A 15729-nucleotide genomic window follows, 5' to 3' on the forward strand; every position below is an offset into this window, starting at 1 on the left:
AGTAGCCGTTACCGCAGAAACGGATATATACCCAACCAACAAAACCCTGGCCGGCTGTCAGGCCGCCTCGTCACCAAGCTCACCCCCAAGCCAAAGCCGAACCCTACAACCGCCCCGCCGGCGCATACGGCGCAGGATCAATCACCGGCTCACGCCCCAACATCACATCAACAAACAACCGACACGACGCCGGAGCCAACACCAACCCATTGCGATAATGCCCACAGTTCAACCACAACCCCGAAAACCCCGGCACTTCACCAATATAGGGAATGCCCTCCGGCGATCCAGGCCGCAAGCCGGCCCAATGCCCGACCACCTCGGCGTCCGCCAGCGCAGGAATCAGCTGCTGCGCCGACGCCTTCAGGCTATCGAGCGCAACATCGGTCGGGGTCTTGTCGAAGCCTTCGCGCTCCAGCGTACTGCCCACCAGAATATGCCCGTCGCGACGCGGAATCGCATAACGGCCCTTGGCCAGGACCATGCTCGATAGAAAATCCGACGCACACTTGTACAGAATCATCTGGCCCTTGACCGGCTCGACCGGCAATTTCAGCCCCAGAGTCTTGAGCAGTTCACCGCTCCAGGCGCCCGCCGCCAGGACCACCTGATCGCCAAGGATCGGCCCCTCGGAGCTGTTAACCCCCACAATACGCCCACCGTCGCGGATGAACCCGCCGACCTCGCATTGCTCATGCAGCGTGACATTGGGTAGCGCCAGCAACGCAGCCTTGAGGGACTTCACCAACCGGGGATTGCGCACATTGGCCACATCGGCCATGTGGATCGCCCGGGAGAAACCCGCGCCCAGTACTGGCACCGCGTCATGGACAGCCGAGATTTCCACAGCCCGCAACGGGCGCCCTTGCCGCTCGGCCCAGGCCAGTGCTTCGGCCTGATCGTCCAGGTCCAGCCAATACAGACCGGTGACATGCACCTGCGGATCAACCCCCGTGGCCGCGAACAGACGCTGGGCCAGCTGTGGATAAAAATCCTGCGACCAGTGGGCCAGTGCGGTGACCGCCGGGCTGTAGCGCCAGGGGTACAGCGGCGAAACAATACCGCCGCCGGCCCAGGACGATTCCTGGCCGACACTGGAGCGGTCCAGCAGCACCACGCGCTGCCCTTCGGACGCGAGATTGAACGCCGTCAGCAGGCCAATGACTCCGCCGCCGACAATCACCACTTGCTGTTGCCTGGTCATGTTCTATTTCAACTCACAAGACAAAGGGCGCAGGACAGCGCCCGAAAAATAAACTCAGCGACCCCAGCAATCCTTGGCAGTCAGCCCGGCAGCAGCGTTGATGATGCTTCGCGCGCCCGTGTTGTTGATGGTGAAATCACCGCACTTGTCGGTGGCCATGGACGAGGCACTGTTGCGCACGGCAGTCAGGGTGAAACTCTGATCCATGAGCGTCTGGGTAATGGTGTAGAAATCATTACCGCTGCTCAGCCCGGTCGCGTTGGTGTAGACATTGTTCTTGGAGTAATGGCGCTCAAGAATCTGCGCCTGCTCCGATAGCAGCCCGGCGATTTCGGCCCGTCGGCCCTTTTTCATGTATTCGGTCAGGCTCGGATAGCCGACGGTGATCACGATACCGATGATGGCGATCACGATCATGATTTCGATCAAGGTGAAACCCCGGTTGGATCTGCGCATACCTTATCTCTCATTGTATTTGCCGCCACATGATGCGGCGGCTGCCGCTGACGGATTTTCCCAGCAGGTCGGTGATGCCGCCACCGGAGTCGTTCACGATCATGTTGGTGGCCCCGTTGGCACTGACGACAGCGCTCAAGGTCGGGATCCCGCCCGTGAAAATCACTCCGCTGGAGACCGTGTCGAGGCTGTTGAGCATGCCGTCACCGTTGGTGTCGAGCACCGCGTAGTTGAGCATCTTACCGTTGAACGCATCCACCTCGATCAGTTTGCCAGTACCAAAGCTGGCGCAGGGATCGGTGGTGTCCACCGCGGCCGTGGTGAAAACCACGCGCCCGAGCACCAGACTGGCCGGGTTGATCACCCGTTCCCCAGTCAATGCGTTGTTGTACACCAAGGGCAGATACCAGCCATTTTTTGCAGGATACGTCACGTCGGTCTGGCTGGTCGTCACGAATTGCCCGGTGCTGCCTGAGAACACCCCGGTGATCGACTGGGCTTGCAGGCTCGAAACCGGGATTTGTCCGGTACCGCCAACGGCGTCCCAGATCGAATAGAACCCCTGCAGATCCTTATTGAGCTTGTCCACTGCTTCGTTGAATTTGCCCGTGCCGAAAAAAACCTGGGTCCCGCCTTGAGGGTTTTCCGCCAGCAACGGCTGGACGGTGATGGGCTGGGTTGCACCACCGGGCGCGGTGAACAACGGCTGCCCGGCAAACGCAACGCCCCAGGCGGTGGGGGAAGTGCCGCTGAGGTCGAATTTCCACATCCGCCCTTTCAAATCACCACCGTACGCGGCCTGCACCACGTTCTGGGAATTGACCCGAAGCTTGACCGACGACAGGCCGTTACCCGTCTCGCTGTTATTGACCGTGATTTTCCTGATCAGCGAACCATCTCGGATATCCACCACGTACAGCGCCGCCACGCCGGTGTTGCTGCCATAGCCATTGGCGATGAACGCGGCCCAGCGACCATCGGCCAGGCGCGCAACTTCAGGACGCGCATAGGCGTAGCCCAGGTCATTGAAGGCGTTGGCCGTATTGGCGACGGTCGGTGCGCTGATTTCCCACAACGCCCGGAGCGCATTGCCTGCCGCTGCGTCGAACAATTGCACCGCATAGAACGCTTTGCCCCCGGCTCCGGTCCCGCCCAGGGCAACGGTCTTCCAGGCATTGCCCAATTGCGCATCGAATACGCCGATCTGCCCATCCACCAGGAACTTGTGACTCACGCCGTTGATGTAATTGGTGTCAGCGATGTCCCGCAACGAGGGCAGGACGCTCGAGGGCATATAAGCGTAACGCCGCGTGCCGTTTGCGCTGTTGATGACGCTGAAGAAACCATCGTTGGCATTCACTACGAGATTGGCGTTCATGTTCGCCGCCTTGGTTGCCAGGTAAGTGCTGTAGCTGGTGTCGTTCAGCAGGTCCGAGGCGGTCTGGTCGTTCGGCGAGGCCAGGAGCAGTGGCGAGTTGATAATGTCCCCCAGCAACGCGCTGCGCACCTTCAGCCCGGTTTTATTGACACCTTTGCTCCATTCCACCAGATCGCTGCCGGTGATCCCCGTGGGCAGGCCCTGGCTGAGGCTGGTTTGCTGGGCCGGTGAAAAGTTGCCGTAGGCCAAGGTTACCGGCGTGTTGGTCGCGGTGTTCCAGGACTGATAGGTCGGTGCCGTGGCACCCGGCACGATGCTGGTGTTGGTGGTCCATTGCACGGCCGCCGTATCGACCGTCCCCGCCGAGGTAAAACCGAATGCGCGGATGGTGCCTCGCCAGTCCTTGGGGTCATAGGTGGTCTGGTAATAGCTGGAGGTGGTGGACAACGTTGCACCGTTGGTGGTGCCGCCGCCCCCCGATCCAGCCTTGGAGGTGATGTCACTCAAGGCCGATGACAAGGCCGAGTTCAGGCCTTCGCTGTCGGACGCTGGATAATATTTACCCGCGCCGTAGCGAGCGGCGTCGGACAGCATCGTATTGGTGACGGCAAAACCCACGGTGTAGGTATTGAGGTACTGCCGGGGAAAATCCGTGGCATTCCAGCTCTGGCCGGTAACGTCGGAGCCGGTGGAACGCATGTCGATGTCGAAAGCGAACTTGGCGATATCGTCCAGATAAAGCGTATCGCCCTCAGCGTCACCGTTGCGGTCAGCACCATCGTTGGTACTGATGCCATCCCAGTTCGGCAGACGGGATCCGCCTAGCGGATCGTTGGTGGGAAAGGTACGGTCGTAGGTGGGCAAGCCGTCGGTGATCACCACACCGAAATTCTTCTGGCACCGGTACTGGATCGGGCTGGTGTAGGTGCTGGGGCTATTGTTGTGGTACGGCGCCATGCCCCTGAAATAACGGGTGACCTCGTAATAGCTCTCGGCCAATGGCGTATTGGCGACCGCGCCCAGGCCGTTGATGGCGTTGATCAGGGCACTGTAGTTGGCGTTGGCCTGGGTCTGGGTCACGCTGCCGCTGACGGGTGACAGATCGCTGACGACACGGGCAATGTAGCCCCCCGGGCCGGAGTTGCTGAAATTGGGTGGGTTGAAAGTAGCAAGCCCGATGCGCAAGGCACGGTTGTTGGCGACCAGATCGTTGGAGACATCCCGTGCCACGTTGATTCGATAGTCCCTGGGGATTGAGCCATTGGTGTAGTCCCGGTTCGAGCCGTTGGCGAGCGTCAGCAGATACGCCAGGTACTTGGCCGTATACCGGGTGTTCTCGTCACCCACCGGGTCAGGCAGCCGCAGGCAGACCCGGCCAAGGTTGCTTCGGTAAAAACCGTACCAGCCATTTGAACAGCCGCCACGGGACAGGCTTGCCAACAAAATATTGGCGTCGTCCATATCCAGTTCGAAAATGCTGTTGCAGTTACTGTTGGACCCGCATCCATATGTGCGCAACTGAGTGGCAGAGGGATCAAACCCCGACGCCCAAATGATGTTGTTCATACTCCCGGAGTCATCAATCAGCAGCATCACGTTGGGCGTGACTGCGGCGGCACTCAGCAACGGCGAATCCGAAGGCGTGAAAGCATAGGCCGGTGCAGCCAGGTACAGGCTGAGCAGCACACCCCACAACGCCTGCTTCCAATCGCGACGCACCTTAATATTTCGCATAGATGCTCTCCACGACGCTGCGCTGGTTATTTCCCACCACGGCCACCGCCGTGATCCGGTACAGCGTCGCCGACGTATTGATCGGCACGTTGACCGCCGTCAGCGTGGTCCCCAGATTCTGCACGCCATAGAACCCGCCAGGGACGGCGATCCAGGTCACCCCCGACGATGAATTGCGCCCGGCCGTCGTGAGGGTTGCCGATTCAGCCGGGGGTGCACACTGGGTCGCGGTGGTGCACACCGGCAGGGAGTAGGTCTCGGCCTGCACCGCACTTTCACCGACCCGCAGCGCTGCCTCGGCCAACTGGAAGGACTGGTTGCGCAGCATGACGCTACTGGTCATTTTTTCCTGAAGGGTAGCGCTCTGCATCGACGACAGGCCGATCAGCGTCAGGAGCAGCAGAAAAACCAGGCTGACCAGCAATGCCATACCGCGCTGGCGATGCTTGATGGGCGTCGAATTCATCAGTCGCCCTCACAGAAGCCGGTTGCGCAAAGCGGCAACCACGTTGAAGGTCTGCTCACGCACGTTGTTCTTCGGGTCAAAGAGCGTGAGAGTCAGGCGCACGCTGCGGATCAGGGCCGGATCGCTCGGGTTGCGGCTGTAGCTCGATGCCGCGATGTCTGTCGCGCTGCTGGCCACCCCAAATGTCACATCGAATGCCCGGACGTTATCCACCAGCACCGCCTGGGTCGGGTTGCCAGCCCCGGTGCCCATCAACAACTGGTTATTGCTGAAGCTGTAGATCAACCGCCGTATCGGAAACGCCATTTGCCCGGCCGCCGGTAGCCGCGCCCCGGTATAGGCGGTCGCCGTGTTGCGACAATCCGAGATCACGGTCCAGGTCGGCACGCCGCCGCTGTTGCCGACATCCGTCGTCACCAGGGTCAGCTTCAGATTGGCATTGTCCCAACTGATCGGCGTGACCTTGCTGGCATTGAAATCCCCCGCCGAGGACGCGTCGAGGACGGTCTCCAGGCAACCGAACATGCCCACCATGCGAAGCTCCTGGACCATCTTGCTCAGAGCGAACCGCGCATCCTCCTGCATCACCGCCGCCGCACCCTGGCTGACGTAGGTGTTTTTGGCGGCGATGAAAATCTGCACCACACCCAGCACGACAATCAGGCTGAGCACCAAAGCGATCATCAGCTCAATCAGGCCGAATCCCCGGCAATGCCTGTTCATGGCGTCGCCCCGGGTGGGTCGACGGCGACGCGACTGGTCAGCACGAAACTGCGTCGCGCCTCGGCGGCGTTGGTCGTGTTGGCGGCCCGGGCGTCATCCCAGGAGATGGTAATGGTGTAGACCCGCTGGTGCAGCGCAACAGTGCCGGTGGCCGTGGCGCCGCCGAAGCTGACGATGTTGGTCTTGAAATCGTAGAGATCCTGGTCCCGGGCTACGTTGAGATTGGGTGAACTGGGCGGCGTGACCGTGTAATCGGCGCCGGAGTTGGCGCGAATGCGGTCGAGCATGTCGTAGGCGATGAAGCTGGCCTGGCTGGTCATGCGCGAGCTGTCGGTATATTTGAGGGCATTGAGCTGAACCATCGCCGCTCCCAGCAAGCCCACGCCAAGAATCAGCACCGCCACCAGCACCTCGATCAGTGTCATGCCATCCTGTGCCTGTTTACTGCAACCCTTCATCCGCAACTTCCACCCAATACGATTCGTCCATTGAGGCAAACACTCAGTGTCCTGCTCTGCGCCCCCCTTACATAATTGAAAGTCACCGGCGTGGCCGGTGCCGACAACCCGCCGAGGTTGTTGAAATCAATGCTGGTCACGTCTGAGGTTAGCGTCAGAGTCGCGCCGCTGCTCATCGCTGGAACAACCCGCAATACATTGGGCTCAGCGCCAGTACTGTCATACACCGTCAGCTCGCTGCTCCATACGCTGCCCTGGACCGTGGGGCGAATCCGTGTGGTGACACCACGGTCGATCGCCGTCATCCGGGCGAAGTTCAGTGCCCGGCGCAGGTCGTCAATATCGGTATCGGCCTTGGTGCCCTGCACCGAACCGGTAAGGGCCGGTACCGCCAGGGTGATCAGGAGCAGCAGCACGCCAAGGGCGACCAGCACCTCAATCAGCGTGAAACCTTTTGTACGAAGATCCATCGATGCCCTCCGTCGCCATTGGCTATACCTGCTTCTACACGCTAGAACAAACGACTGCCTGTGGCGAGGGAGCTTGCTCCCTCTCTACAACAAGCTCTCCAGGGAGGAGACGTCATGTATCAACAGGGCTTTAGCCTGATCGAACTGCTCATGGGACTGGCGATTGCCGCGATTGTTCTGCCGTGGGCCGGTTCCGGATACAAAGCCCTGGTGGAATCCACTGACCGCGACGACGCCGCACGGCTGCTGGCCAGCGGTCTGCGCAGCGCCCGCAGCGAAGCAATCACGCGCAATCGGACAGTGACGATTCAAGGAATAGACAACGATTGGAGCCTGGGGTGGCAAATCATGCTGGACGGCGATGACCAGCCACTGCTGACGCAGCACAGCCGCCATGCTCGAATCATTGGCAACGGGCCGGTAAAACACTCGGTGAGATTCGCAAGCCAGGGGGAGCCGCTCCTGCCCAGCGGCGCATTTCAGGCGGGGACGTTACACGTTTGTGCACACCATAAGCCGGTCAGTCACCACCAAGTGGTCCTGTCGCGCAGCGGCCGCGTCAGCCTGCGCAGCGAGAAAACCGAGCAGGCTTTGTGCGAAATGGACTCAAAGCAAGGAGCGCACACGTAGTTCCTTGGGCATGGAGAAGGTGACGTTCTCCTCGCGACCGGACAACTCATCGGCACCGGTTGCCCCCCAAGCCTGCAATTGCTGGATCACGCCACGCACCAACACTTCCGGCGCTGAGGCACCGGCGGTAATGCCGATACGCTCGACGCCGTCAAACCAGCTGCGCTGCATGTCTTCAGCGCCGTCGATCAGGTACGCCGGAGTGGACATGCGCTCGGCCAGCTCACGCAGGCGATTGGAGTTGGAGCTGTTCGGGCTACCGACTACCAGCACGACATCACACTCGTCGGCCAGTTGCTTGACCGCATCCTGACGATTCTGGGTGGCGTAGCAGATGTCATCCTTGCGTGGCCCACCGATGGCCGGGAAGCGCGCACGCAGGGCGTCGATCACTCGACTGGTATCGTCCATGGACAGGGTGGTCTGGGTGACAAACGCCAGCTTTTCCGGGTTACGCACCTGCAGGGCGGCGACGTCCTCTTCATCCTCGACCAGGTAGATCGCGCCACCATTACTGGCGTCGTACTGGCCCATGGTGCCTTCCACTTCCGGATGGCCCTCGTGGCCGATCAGGATGCACTCACGACCGTCACGGCTGTAACGGGCCACTTCGATATGGACCTTGGTCACCAAGGGGCAGGTCGCATCGAATACCTTCAGGCCACGGCCGGCGGCTTCGGTACGCACTGCCTGGGAAACCCCGTGGGCACTGAAGATCACGATGACGTCGTCTGGCACCTGGTCCAGTTCCTCGACGAAGATCGCCCCGCGGCTACGCAGGTCTTCGACGACAAATTTGTTGTGGACCACTTCGTGGCGCACATAGATGGGCGGCCCGAAGACTTCCAGGGCGCGGTTGACGATTTCGATCGCCCGGTCCACGCCGGCGCAGAAGCCACGGGGGTTGGCGAGTTTGATTTGCATGCTGTGCCTCGTGTCTTGCGCGCAAGAAATTGAATCAGTGCAATCCAGTGTGGGAGCGAGCTTGCTCGCGATGACGGTATATCAGTCAACGTCAATATTGACTGATCCGACGCTATCGCGAGCAAGCTCGCTCCCACAGTGAATCGGGTGGCAGCAGGAACTGCCTGTTAAACCTTAAACCGCCTTCACTTCGAGGATTTCCACTTCGAAGTTCAAGGTCTTGCCCGCCAACGGATGATTGAAGTCCACGGTCACCTGGGCGTCGTCGAACGCCTTCACCACGCCCGGCAGTTCGGTATTGGCCGCATCGTTGAAGATCACCAGCAACCCTTCGGACAGTTCCATGTCCTGGAACTGGGAGCGTGGCATGGTCTGCACGTTTTGCGGGTTGGGCTGACCAAAGGCGTTTTCCGGTGGAACCACCACGGTGCGCTTGTCACCGGCCTTGAAACCGAAGATCGCCGCCTCGAAGCCCGGCAGCAGGTTGCCGTCGCCAACCTTGAACACGGCCGGAGCCTTGTCAAAGGTGCTGTCGACGGTGTCGCCGTTTTCCAGGTGCAGGGCGAAGTGAAGCTTCACTTCAGTGTTTTGAGCGATACGCTGCTCAGTCATGGACGGCTTCTCCGGGTTTCTTGCTCTTGAACATGTCCAGGGCGAGCATTACGGCGCCCACGGTGATGGCGCTGTCGGCAAAGTTGAACGCCGGGAAATACCAGCGGTTCTGCCAATGCACCAGGATGAAATCGATCACGTGGCCCAAGGCAATCCGGTCATAAAGATTGCCCAGCGCGCCCCCAAGCACCAATGCCAGCGCCACGGCCAGCCAGGTCTCATCGCGACCCAGGCGTTTGAGCCAGACCACCAGCACGCCGCTGACCACGACAGCGATCAGGGCGAACAGCCAGCGCTGCCAGCCCGAACTGTCGGCCAGGAAGCTGAACGCCGCGCCCGTGTTGTAAGCCAGGGTCCAGCTGAAGTAGTCGGGGATGACCACGATCTGCTGGTACATGGTCAGCGAGTTTTCGAAGTGGAACTTGCTGGCCTGGTCAATGACCAGCACCAGCAAGCTCAACCACAGCCAGCTCAGCCGGCCGAAACGGCTCGCCACGTTAGACGCACTAGGCATAGTGACGAACCTCACCAGTGCCGCTGATGTTGTCGACGCAACGGCCGCAGATCTCCGGATGCTCCGGATTCACGCCGACATCTTCGCGGCAGTGCCAGCAACGGGCGCACTTGGTGTGGTTCGACTTGACGATCTTCAGCTTCAGGCCGCTGACTTCAGTGACGACCGCATCGGCCGGCGCCTGCACCAACGGTGCGACACTGGCGGTGGAAGTGATCAGCACGAAACGCAGCTCGTTGCTCAGCTTGGCCAGATCGGCACTCAGGGCTTCTTCGGCGTAGAGCGTCACTTCGGCCTGCAGGTTGCCACCGACGGCCTTGGCCGCGCGCTGGATCTCCATTTCCTTGTTGACCGCCGCCTTGACCGCCATGATCCGGTCCCAATAGGCACGGTCCAGCTCGAAACCTTGCGGCAGTTCGGTCAGGCCTTCGTACCAGGTGTTGAGCATCACCGACTCGTTGCGCTCGCCCGGCAGGTATTGCCACAGCTCGTCGGCGGTAAATGCCAGGATCGGCGCGATCCAGCGCACCAGCGCTTCGCTGATGTGGAACAGCGCGGTCTGGCACGAACGGCGCGCCTTGCTGTTGGCGCCAGTGGTGTACTGACGGTCCTTGATGATGTCGAGGTAGAAACCACCCAGCTCCTGCACGCAGAAGTTGTGGATCTTGGAGTAGACGTTCCAGAAACGGTACTCACCGTAATGCTCCTGCAATTCGCGTTGCAGCAGCAGGGTACGGTCCACGGCCCAGCGGTCCAGCGCGAGCATTTCTTCGGCCGGCAGCAGGTCGGTGGCCGGGTTGAAACCGGTCAGGTTCGAGAGCAGGAAGCGCGCGGTGTTACGGATCCGCCGGTAGGCGTCCGCGCTGCGCTGCAGGATCTGCTCGGAAACGGCCATCTCGCCGGAATAGTCGGTGGAGGCGACCCACAAGCGCATGATGTCGGCGCCCAGGGTGTCGTTGACCTTCTGCGGGGCGATCACGTTGCCCAGGGACTTGGACATCTTGCGGCCGGACTCATCGACGGTGAAGCCGTGGGTCAGCAACTCGCGGTACGGTGCGTGGTTGTCGATGGCGCAACCGGTCAGCAACGAGGAGTGGAACCAGCCGCGGTGCTGGTCCGAACCTTCCAGGTACAGGTCGGCACGCGGACCGGCTTCATGGCCCATCGGGTGCGAACCACGCAGCACATGCCAGTGGGTGGTACCGGAATCGAACCAGACGTCCAGGGTGTCGCTGATCTTGTCGTACAGCGGCGCTTCGTCGCCCAACAGTTCGGCGGCGTCCATCTTGAACCAGGCTTCGATGCCTTCGACTTCGACGCGCTTGGCCACCTCTTCCATCAGCTCGACGGTGCGCGGGTGCAGTTCGCCGCTTTCCTTGTTCAGGAAGAACGGGATCGGCACGCCCCAATTGCGCTGGCGGGAGATGCACCAGTCAGGACGGTTGGCGATCATCGAGTGCAGGCGCGCCTGGCCCCAGGCCGGCACGAACTTGGTGTCCTCGATGGCTTTGAGGGAGCGCTGGCGCAGCGTGTCGCCAGTGGCTGGCTGCTTGTCCATGCCGATGAACCACTGCGCGGTGGCGCGGTAGATCAGCGGAGTCTTGTGGCGCCAGCAGTGCATGTAGCTGTGTTCGATGACGGTGGTGTGCAGCAGCGCGCCGACTTCGGTCAGCTTGTCGACGATGGCCGGGTTGGCTTTCCAGATGAACTGGCCGCCAAAGAACTCCAGCGATGGCACGTACACGCCATTGCTCTGTACCGGGTTGAGGATGTCGTCGTTGACCATGCCGTACTTCTTGCAGGTCACGAAGTCGTCAACGCCATAGGCCGGCGCGGAGTGAACCACACCAGTGCCTGCGCCCAGCTCTACGTAGTCGGCCAGGTACACCGGCGACAGGCGGTCATAGAACGGATGACGGAAATTGATCAGTTCCAGCGTCGAACCTGGCGCGGTAGCCAGCACCGAGCCTTCGAGGTTGTAGCGGGCCAGGCAGGACTCGACCAGTTCTTCGGCCAATACCAGCAGCTTGTCGCCAACATCGACCAGGGCGTAGTTGAATTCCGGGTGAACGTTCAACGCCTGGTTGGCCGGGATGGTCCACGGGGTGGTGGTCCAGATCACGATCGACGCCGGTTTGCTCAGCTTGCCCAGGCCGAAAGCGGCGGCGAGCTTGTCTTCATCGGCGATCGGGAACGCGACGTCGATGGTCGACGACTTCTTGTTTTCGTACTCGACTTCCGCCTCGGCCAAGGCCGAACCGCAATCGAAGCACCAGTTCACGGGCTTGAGGCCCTTGAACACAAAGCCGCCCTCGACGATTTTCGCCAAGGCCCGGATTTCGCCGGCTTCGTTTTTGAAGTCCATGGTCTTGTAAGGGTTGGCGAAGTCGCCCAGCACGCCGAGGCGGATGAATTCGGACTTCTGCCCTTCGATCTGCTCGGTGGCGTAGGCACGGCACAATTCGCGGGTCTTGTCCGCGCCCAGGTTCTTGCCGTGGGTCACTTCAACCTTGTGCTCGATCGGCAGGCCATGGCAATCCCAGCCCGGGATATACGGCGCGTCGAAACCCGACAGGGTCTTGGAGCGCACGATCATGTCCTTGAGAATCTTGTTCAACGCGTGACCGATGTGGATCGTGCCGTTGGCGTACGGAGGGCCGTCGTGCAGGACGAACTTCGGACGATCCTTGCCAATCTCGCGCAACTTTCCGTACAGGCCAATGCTGTCCCAACGCTGCAGAATCTGTGGTTCGCGCTGAGGCAGGCCGGCCTTCATAGGGAAGGCGGTGTCCGGAAGGTTTAGCGTGGCTTTATAGTCGGTCATTTAAGGCTCTTCATTAGCGATTGGCGCTGGTTGCGACAAGGGCACGGGCGGCGGCGATATCTGCATGGATCGCCGTCTTGAGCGCCTCCAGAGAGGCAAAACGCTGCTCTTCACGCAGCTTTTGGTGGAAAACCACCGTCAAACGCCGGTCATACAGATCGCCGGCAAAATCCAGAACATGTACTTCGAGGTGGGCCTTGCCATCCCCCTGGACCGTGGGCCGGACGCCGATATTGGCGACACCGGGCCAGGTCTTGCCGTCGATCTCGACACTCACCAGGAACACCCCGGTCAGCGGTACACGACGACGCTTGAGTTGCACGTTGGCCGTCGGCGTGCCCAGTTGGCGCGCCAGTTTCTGCCCGTGCAGGATCCGTCCGGCAATCCGGTACGGCCGGCCGAGCAAACGCTCGGCCAATTCGAAGTCGGCAGCCGCCAGGGCATTGCGGACCTGGGTACTGCTGACGCGCATGCCATCCATCTCGACGGTCTGCGCCGCTTCGACGGTAAAGCCCCGGGCCTTGCCGGCCTGTTGCAGGTAATCGAAATCCCCTGCCCGGTCGCAGCCGAAACGGAAATCATCACCGACTTCCAGATGTTTTATGTCCAGACCGCCCACCAGGATGGTCTCGACGAATTCGGCGGCACTGAGTTTGCTCAGGCGCTGATTGAAGGCCAGGCACAAGACCCGGTCGACGCCTTCGGCGGCCAGCAGATGCAGCTTGTCCCGCAGCCGGGCCAGACGGGCCGGCGCGGTGTCCGGGGCGAAAAATTCCCGGGGTTGCGGCTCGAAGATCACCACGCAACTGGGCACGCCCAATTCCTGGGCACGCTCGCGCAACCGCGCCAGGATAGCCTGGTGGCCACGGTGAACACCGTCAAAGTTGCCAATAGTGGCGACACAGCCCCGATGCTGGGGGCGCAGGTTGTGGAGGCCTCGAACCAGCTGCATAACGCGCTTCTTGCTCATAAAGTGGCCGATTATAACCACACCCGGCGGCCGACGACAGGCAACACCGTAACCCAAAGTGATCGAGCCGACAAAACCACTGCCCGGCCCGGGATTATCGAGGGTAAACCCCTCAGCTCAAGCCCTTGCGGTTGAAGTCGCGCAGGCGAAAGCCCATCAGCAGCAGCATGCCGAAATACGCCACCACACCCGCCGCGACCAGTACACCCAGGCGCAGGAAACGCTCGAGCATCTGTCCTTCACCCCAGGCTGGCATGAAATGCATCGCCCCCAGCAGCACCGCCGACATCACCCCCACGGCCACCAGCAGCTTGAGGCCGAACTTGCCCCAGCCCGGCTGCGGCTGATACATCTTCTGCTTGCGCAGTTGGTAAAACAGCAGCCCGGCGTTGAGGCACGCGCCGGCACTGATCGCCAGGGCCAGGCCAGCGTGGGCCAGCGGGCCGATCAGCAACAGGTTGAACAATTGGGTCATCACCAGGGTAAAAATGGCGATTTTCACCGGCGTGCGAATGTTCTGCTGGGCGTAGAAGCCTGGCGCCAGCACCTTGATCACAATGATCCCGAGCAAGCCCACCGAGTAAGCGATCAGCGCACGCTGGGTCATCAGCGCGTCAAAAGCGTTGAACTGGCCGTACTGGAACAACGAGACGGTCAGCGGCTCGGCCAGGATGCCCAGCGCCAGGGCACAAGGCAACACCAGCACGAAGCACAGGCGCAGGCCCCAGTCGAGGATGCGCGAGTACTCCTGGCGGTCCTGGCTGGCGTAAGTCTTGGCCAGGGTCGGCAACAGGATCGTGCCCAGGGCCACGCCCAACACACCGGACGGCAACTCCATCAGGCGGTCGGCGTAGTACATCCACGACACCGAGCCGGCCACCAGGAACGAGGCGAAAATGGTGTTGATGATCAGGGAAATCTGACTCACCGAAACCCCGAGGATCGCCGGCAACATCTGCTTCATCACCCGCCACACGCCGCTGTCGCGCAGATTCAGGCGCGGCAGCACCAGCATGCCGATTTTCTTCAGGTGAGGCAGCTGATACAGCAACTGCGCCAGGCCACCCACCAGCACCGCCCAACCAAGTGCCATCACCGGCGGGTCGAAGTACGGTGTCAGGAACACCGCAAAGACGATCATGCTGACGTTGAGCAGGGTCGGCACGAAGGCCGGCACCGAGAAACGGTTCCAGGTATTGAGGATCGCCCCGGCCAGGGACGACAGGGAAATCAGCAATATATAAGGAAAGGTCACCCGCAACAGGTCCGAGGTGAGCTGGAATTTTTCCGGGGTATCGGTAAAACCCGGTGCCGTGGCCCAGATCACCCAGGGCGCCGCGAGCATGCCGGCGACCGTAACCAGCGCCAGCACCAGCGTCAGCAAACCCGTGACGTAGGCAATGAACGTGCGGGTCGCTTCGTCGCCTTTCTGGCTTTTATATTCCGCCAGGATCGGTACGAATGCCTGGGAAAACGCCCCTTCGGCGAAGATTCGCCGCAACAGATTGGGCAACTTGAAGGCGATGAAGAAGGCGTCGGTGGCCATCCCGGCACCGAATATCCGAGCGATCAGCGTGTCACGAACGAACCCCAGGACGCGTGAAAGCATCGTGATAGAGCTGACGGCAGCCAACGATTTGAGCAGATTCATGAAAAGAGTTTTTGCCTGTCGATAAACAGCAGGCGAACAACGCGCCCACTTATGCGATACTCCGCGCCGCTAAACAGTGCAGAGCCAAAGCCCGCGAGTTTACAGGTCGCACGCCGGAAAGAAATCATCCGGTGCGTTGTACCTGCCATTCAGCGGAACGCGTCACCCGCCCTTGACAAGACATCAACTCATCGGCATGATTCGCGGCCTATTTTGTTTGCTATTTCCTAAAAAGTCTTTCGAGGAGCTCGACGGTGGCCAACACACCTTCCGCCAAAAAACGTGCAAAACAGGCTGAGAAGCGTCGCAGCCACAACGCCAGCCTGCGTTCCATGGTCCGTACCTACATCAAAAACGTAGTTAAGGCCATCGACGCAAAAGACGCTGAAAAAGCACAAGCTGCTTACGTTCTGGCTGTGCCAGTTATCGACCGTATGGCCGATAAAGGCATCATCCACAAGAACAAGGCTGCTCGCCATAAGAGCCGCCTGAATGGCCACGTAAAGGCCCTGAACGTTGCCGCTGCTGCCTAAGCGACGCGCTCGTTAAAAAACCGACCTCAGGGTCGGTTTTTTATTGCCTGGGATTTACCACACATACCGCAAAAAATGTGGGAGCGAGCTTGCTCGCGAAAGCAGCCCGTCAGTGACAATGATGCTGCCTGACACACCGCCTTCGCGAGCAAGCTCGCTCCCACACTGGGATTTGCCTCAGG

At 60.8% G+C, this 15729-nt stretch carries 15 protein-coding genes; 2 read left to right on the forward strand and 13 right to left on the reverse strand.

The genetic code is table 11. From position 1 onward, the window contains the following. Nucleotides 1-103: 103 nt before the first annotated feature. From thiO to PSEUDOMOFG3G_RS23500, 7 genes are read right to left on the reverse strand one after another with little or no spacing between them, the layout of a single operon-like run. A complete protein-coding gene (gene thiO, locus PSEUDOMOFG3G_RS23470) occupies nt 104-1204 on the reverse strand; it encodes a glycine oxidase ThiO (RefSeq protein ID WP_139051193.1) in 1101 nt (366 codons plus the stop codon). Nucleotides 1205-1258: 54 nt separating this feature from the next. Beyond that, nucleotides 1259-1660, reverse strand: coding sequence for a type IV pilin protein (locus tag PSEUDOMOFG3G_RS23475; RefSeq protein WP_076386375.1), 402 nt, complete (start codon nt 1658-1660; stop codon nt 1259-1261). 10 nt (nt 1661-1670) lie between these two features. Next, a complete protein-coding gene (locus PSEUDOMOFG3G_RS23480) occupies nt 1671-4772 on the reverse strand; it encodes a pilus assembly protein (protein ID WP_139051194.1) in 3102 nt (1033 codons plus the stop codon). Then, the gene (locus PSEUDOMOFG3G_RS23485) at nt 4759-5238 is read right to left on the reverse strand and encodes a PilX N-terminal domain-containing pilus assembly protein (protein ID WP_139051195.1); all 480 of its coding nucleotides are present in this window, start codon (nt 5236-5238) and stop codon (nt 4759-4761) included. Before PSEUDOMOFG3G_RS23485 ends, PSEUDOMOFG3G_RS23480 begins: the two co-directional genes overlap by 14 nt. 9 nt (nt 5239-5247) lie before the next feature. Next, nucleotides 5248-5961 carry a PilW family protein gene (locus tag PSEUDOMOFG3G_RS23490; protein ID WP_047230175.1) on the reverse strand — a complete coding sequence of 238 codons (714 nt, stop codon included), beginning with the start codon at nt 5959-5961 and terminating at the stop codon, nt 5248-5250. Further along, nucleotides 5958-6419, reverse strand: coding sequence for a type IV pilus modification protein PilV (gene pilV / locus PSEUDOMOFG3G_RS23495; protein WP_047230174.1), 462 nt, complete (start codon nt 6417-6419; stop codon nt 5958-5960). The genes PSEUDOMOFG3G_RS23490 and pilV overlap by 4 nt, the downstream gene beginning before the upstream one ends. Beyond that, nucleotides 6416-6889, reverse strand: coding sequence for a GspH/FimT family protein (locus PSEUDOMOFG3G_RS23500; protein ID WP_047230173.1), 474 nt, complete (start codon nt 6887-6889; stop codon nt 6416-6418). The genes pilV and PSEUDOMOFG3G_RS23500 overlap by 4 nt, the downstream gene beginning before the upstream one ends. Before the next feature lie 114 nt (nt 6890-7003). Between PSEUDOMOFG3G_RS23500 and PSEUDOMOFG3G_RS23505 the strand changes: the two genes are divergently transcribed. Continuing rightward, complete coding sequence (locus tag PSEUDOMOFG3G_RS23505) at nt 7004-7519, forward strand: GspH/FimT family pseudopilin (protein ID WP_139051196.1); 516 nt, start codon at nt 7004-7006, stop codon at nt 7517-7519. On the opposite strand, the gene ispH is transcribed toward PSEUDOMOFG3G_RS23505, so the two are convergent. The 6 genes from ispH to murJ form a co-directional block, all read right to left on the reverse strand. Further along, a complete protein-coding gene (gene ispH, locus PSEUDOMOFG3G_RS23510; protein WP_047230171.1) occupies nt 7496-8443 on the reverse strand; it encodes a 4-hydroxy-3-methylbut-2-enyl diphosphate reductase in 948 nt (315 codons plus the stop codon). The genes PSEUDOMOFG3G_RS23505 and ispH overlap by 24 nt on opposite strands. Before the next feature lie 174 nt (nt 8444-8617). Then, nucleotides 8618-9055, reverse strand: a complete 438-nt coding sequence (gene fkpB / locus PSEUDOMOFG3G_RS23515; protein ID WP_030140281.1) for an FKBP-type peptidyl-prolyl cis-trans isomerase — start codon at nt 9053-9055, stop codon at nt 8618-8620. Then, a complete protein-coding gene (lspA, locus tag PSEUDOMOFG3G_RS23520) occupies nt 9048-9569 on the reverse strand; it encodes a signal peptidase II (RefSeq protein ID WP_047230169.1) in 522 nt (173 codons plus the stop codon). Before lspA ends, fkpB begins: the two co-directional genes overlap by 8 nt. Then, nucleotides 9562-12393 (reverse strand): isoleucine--tRNA ligase, encoded by a 2832-nt coding sequence (gene ileS, locus PSEUDOMOFG3G_RS23525; protein WP_139051197.1) that lies wholly within the window; start codon nt 12391-12393, stop codon nt 9562-9564. The genes lspA and ileS overlap by 8 nt, the downstream gene beginning before the upstream one ends. Nucleotides 12394-12406: 13 nt before the next feature. Next, complete coding sequence (gene ribF / locus PSEUDOMOFG3G_RS23530) at nt 12407-13345, reverse strand: bifunctional riboflavin kinase/FAD synthetase (RefSeq protein ID WP_047230167.1); 939 nt, start codon at nt 13343-13345, stop codon at nt 12407-12409. 130 nt (nt 13346-13475) lie between these two features. Then, a complete protein-coding gene (gene murJ / locus PSEUDOMOFG3G_RS23535) occupies nt 13476-15014 on the reverse strand; it encodes a murein biosynthesis integral membrane protein MurJ (protein WP_076386390.1) in 1539 nt (512 codons plus the stop codon). A 254-nt stretch (nt 15015-15268) separates the two neighbouring features. Between murJ and rpsT the strand changes: the two genes are divergently transcribed. Further along, nucleotides 15269-15547: a 30S ribosomal protein S20 gene (gene rpsT, locus PSEUDOMOFG3G_RS23540; RefSeq protein WP_003185593.1), complete on the forward strand. Its 279-nt coding sequence runs from the start codon at nt 15269-15271 to the stop codon at nt 15545-15547. Nucleotides 15548-15729: the final 182 nt, after the last annotated feature.

It is taken from the genome of Pseudomonas sp. FG-3G (assembly GCF_901007645.1).
Classification (GTDB): Bacteria; Pseudomonadota; Gammaproteobacteria; order Pseudomonadales; family Pseudomonadaceae; genus Aquipseudomonas; species Aquipseudomonas rhizophila.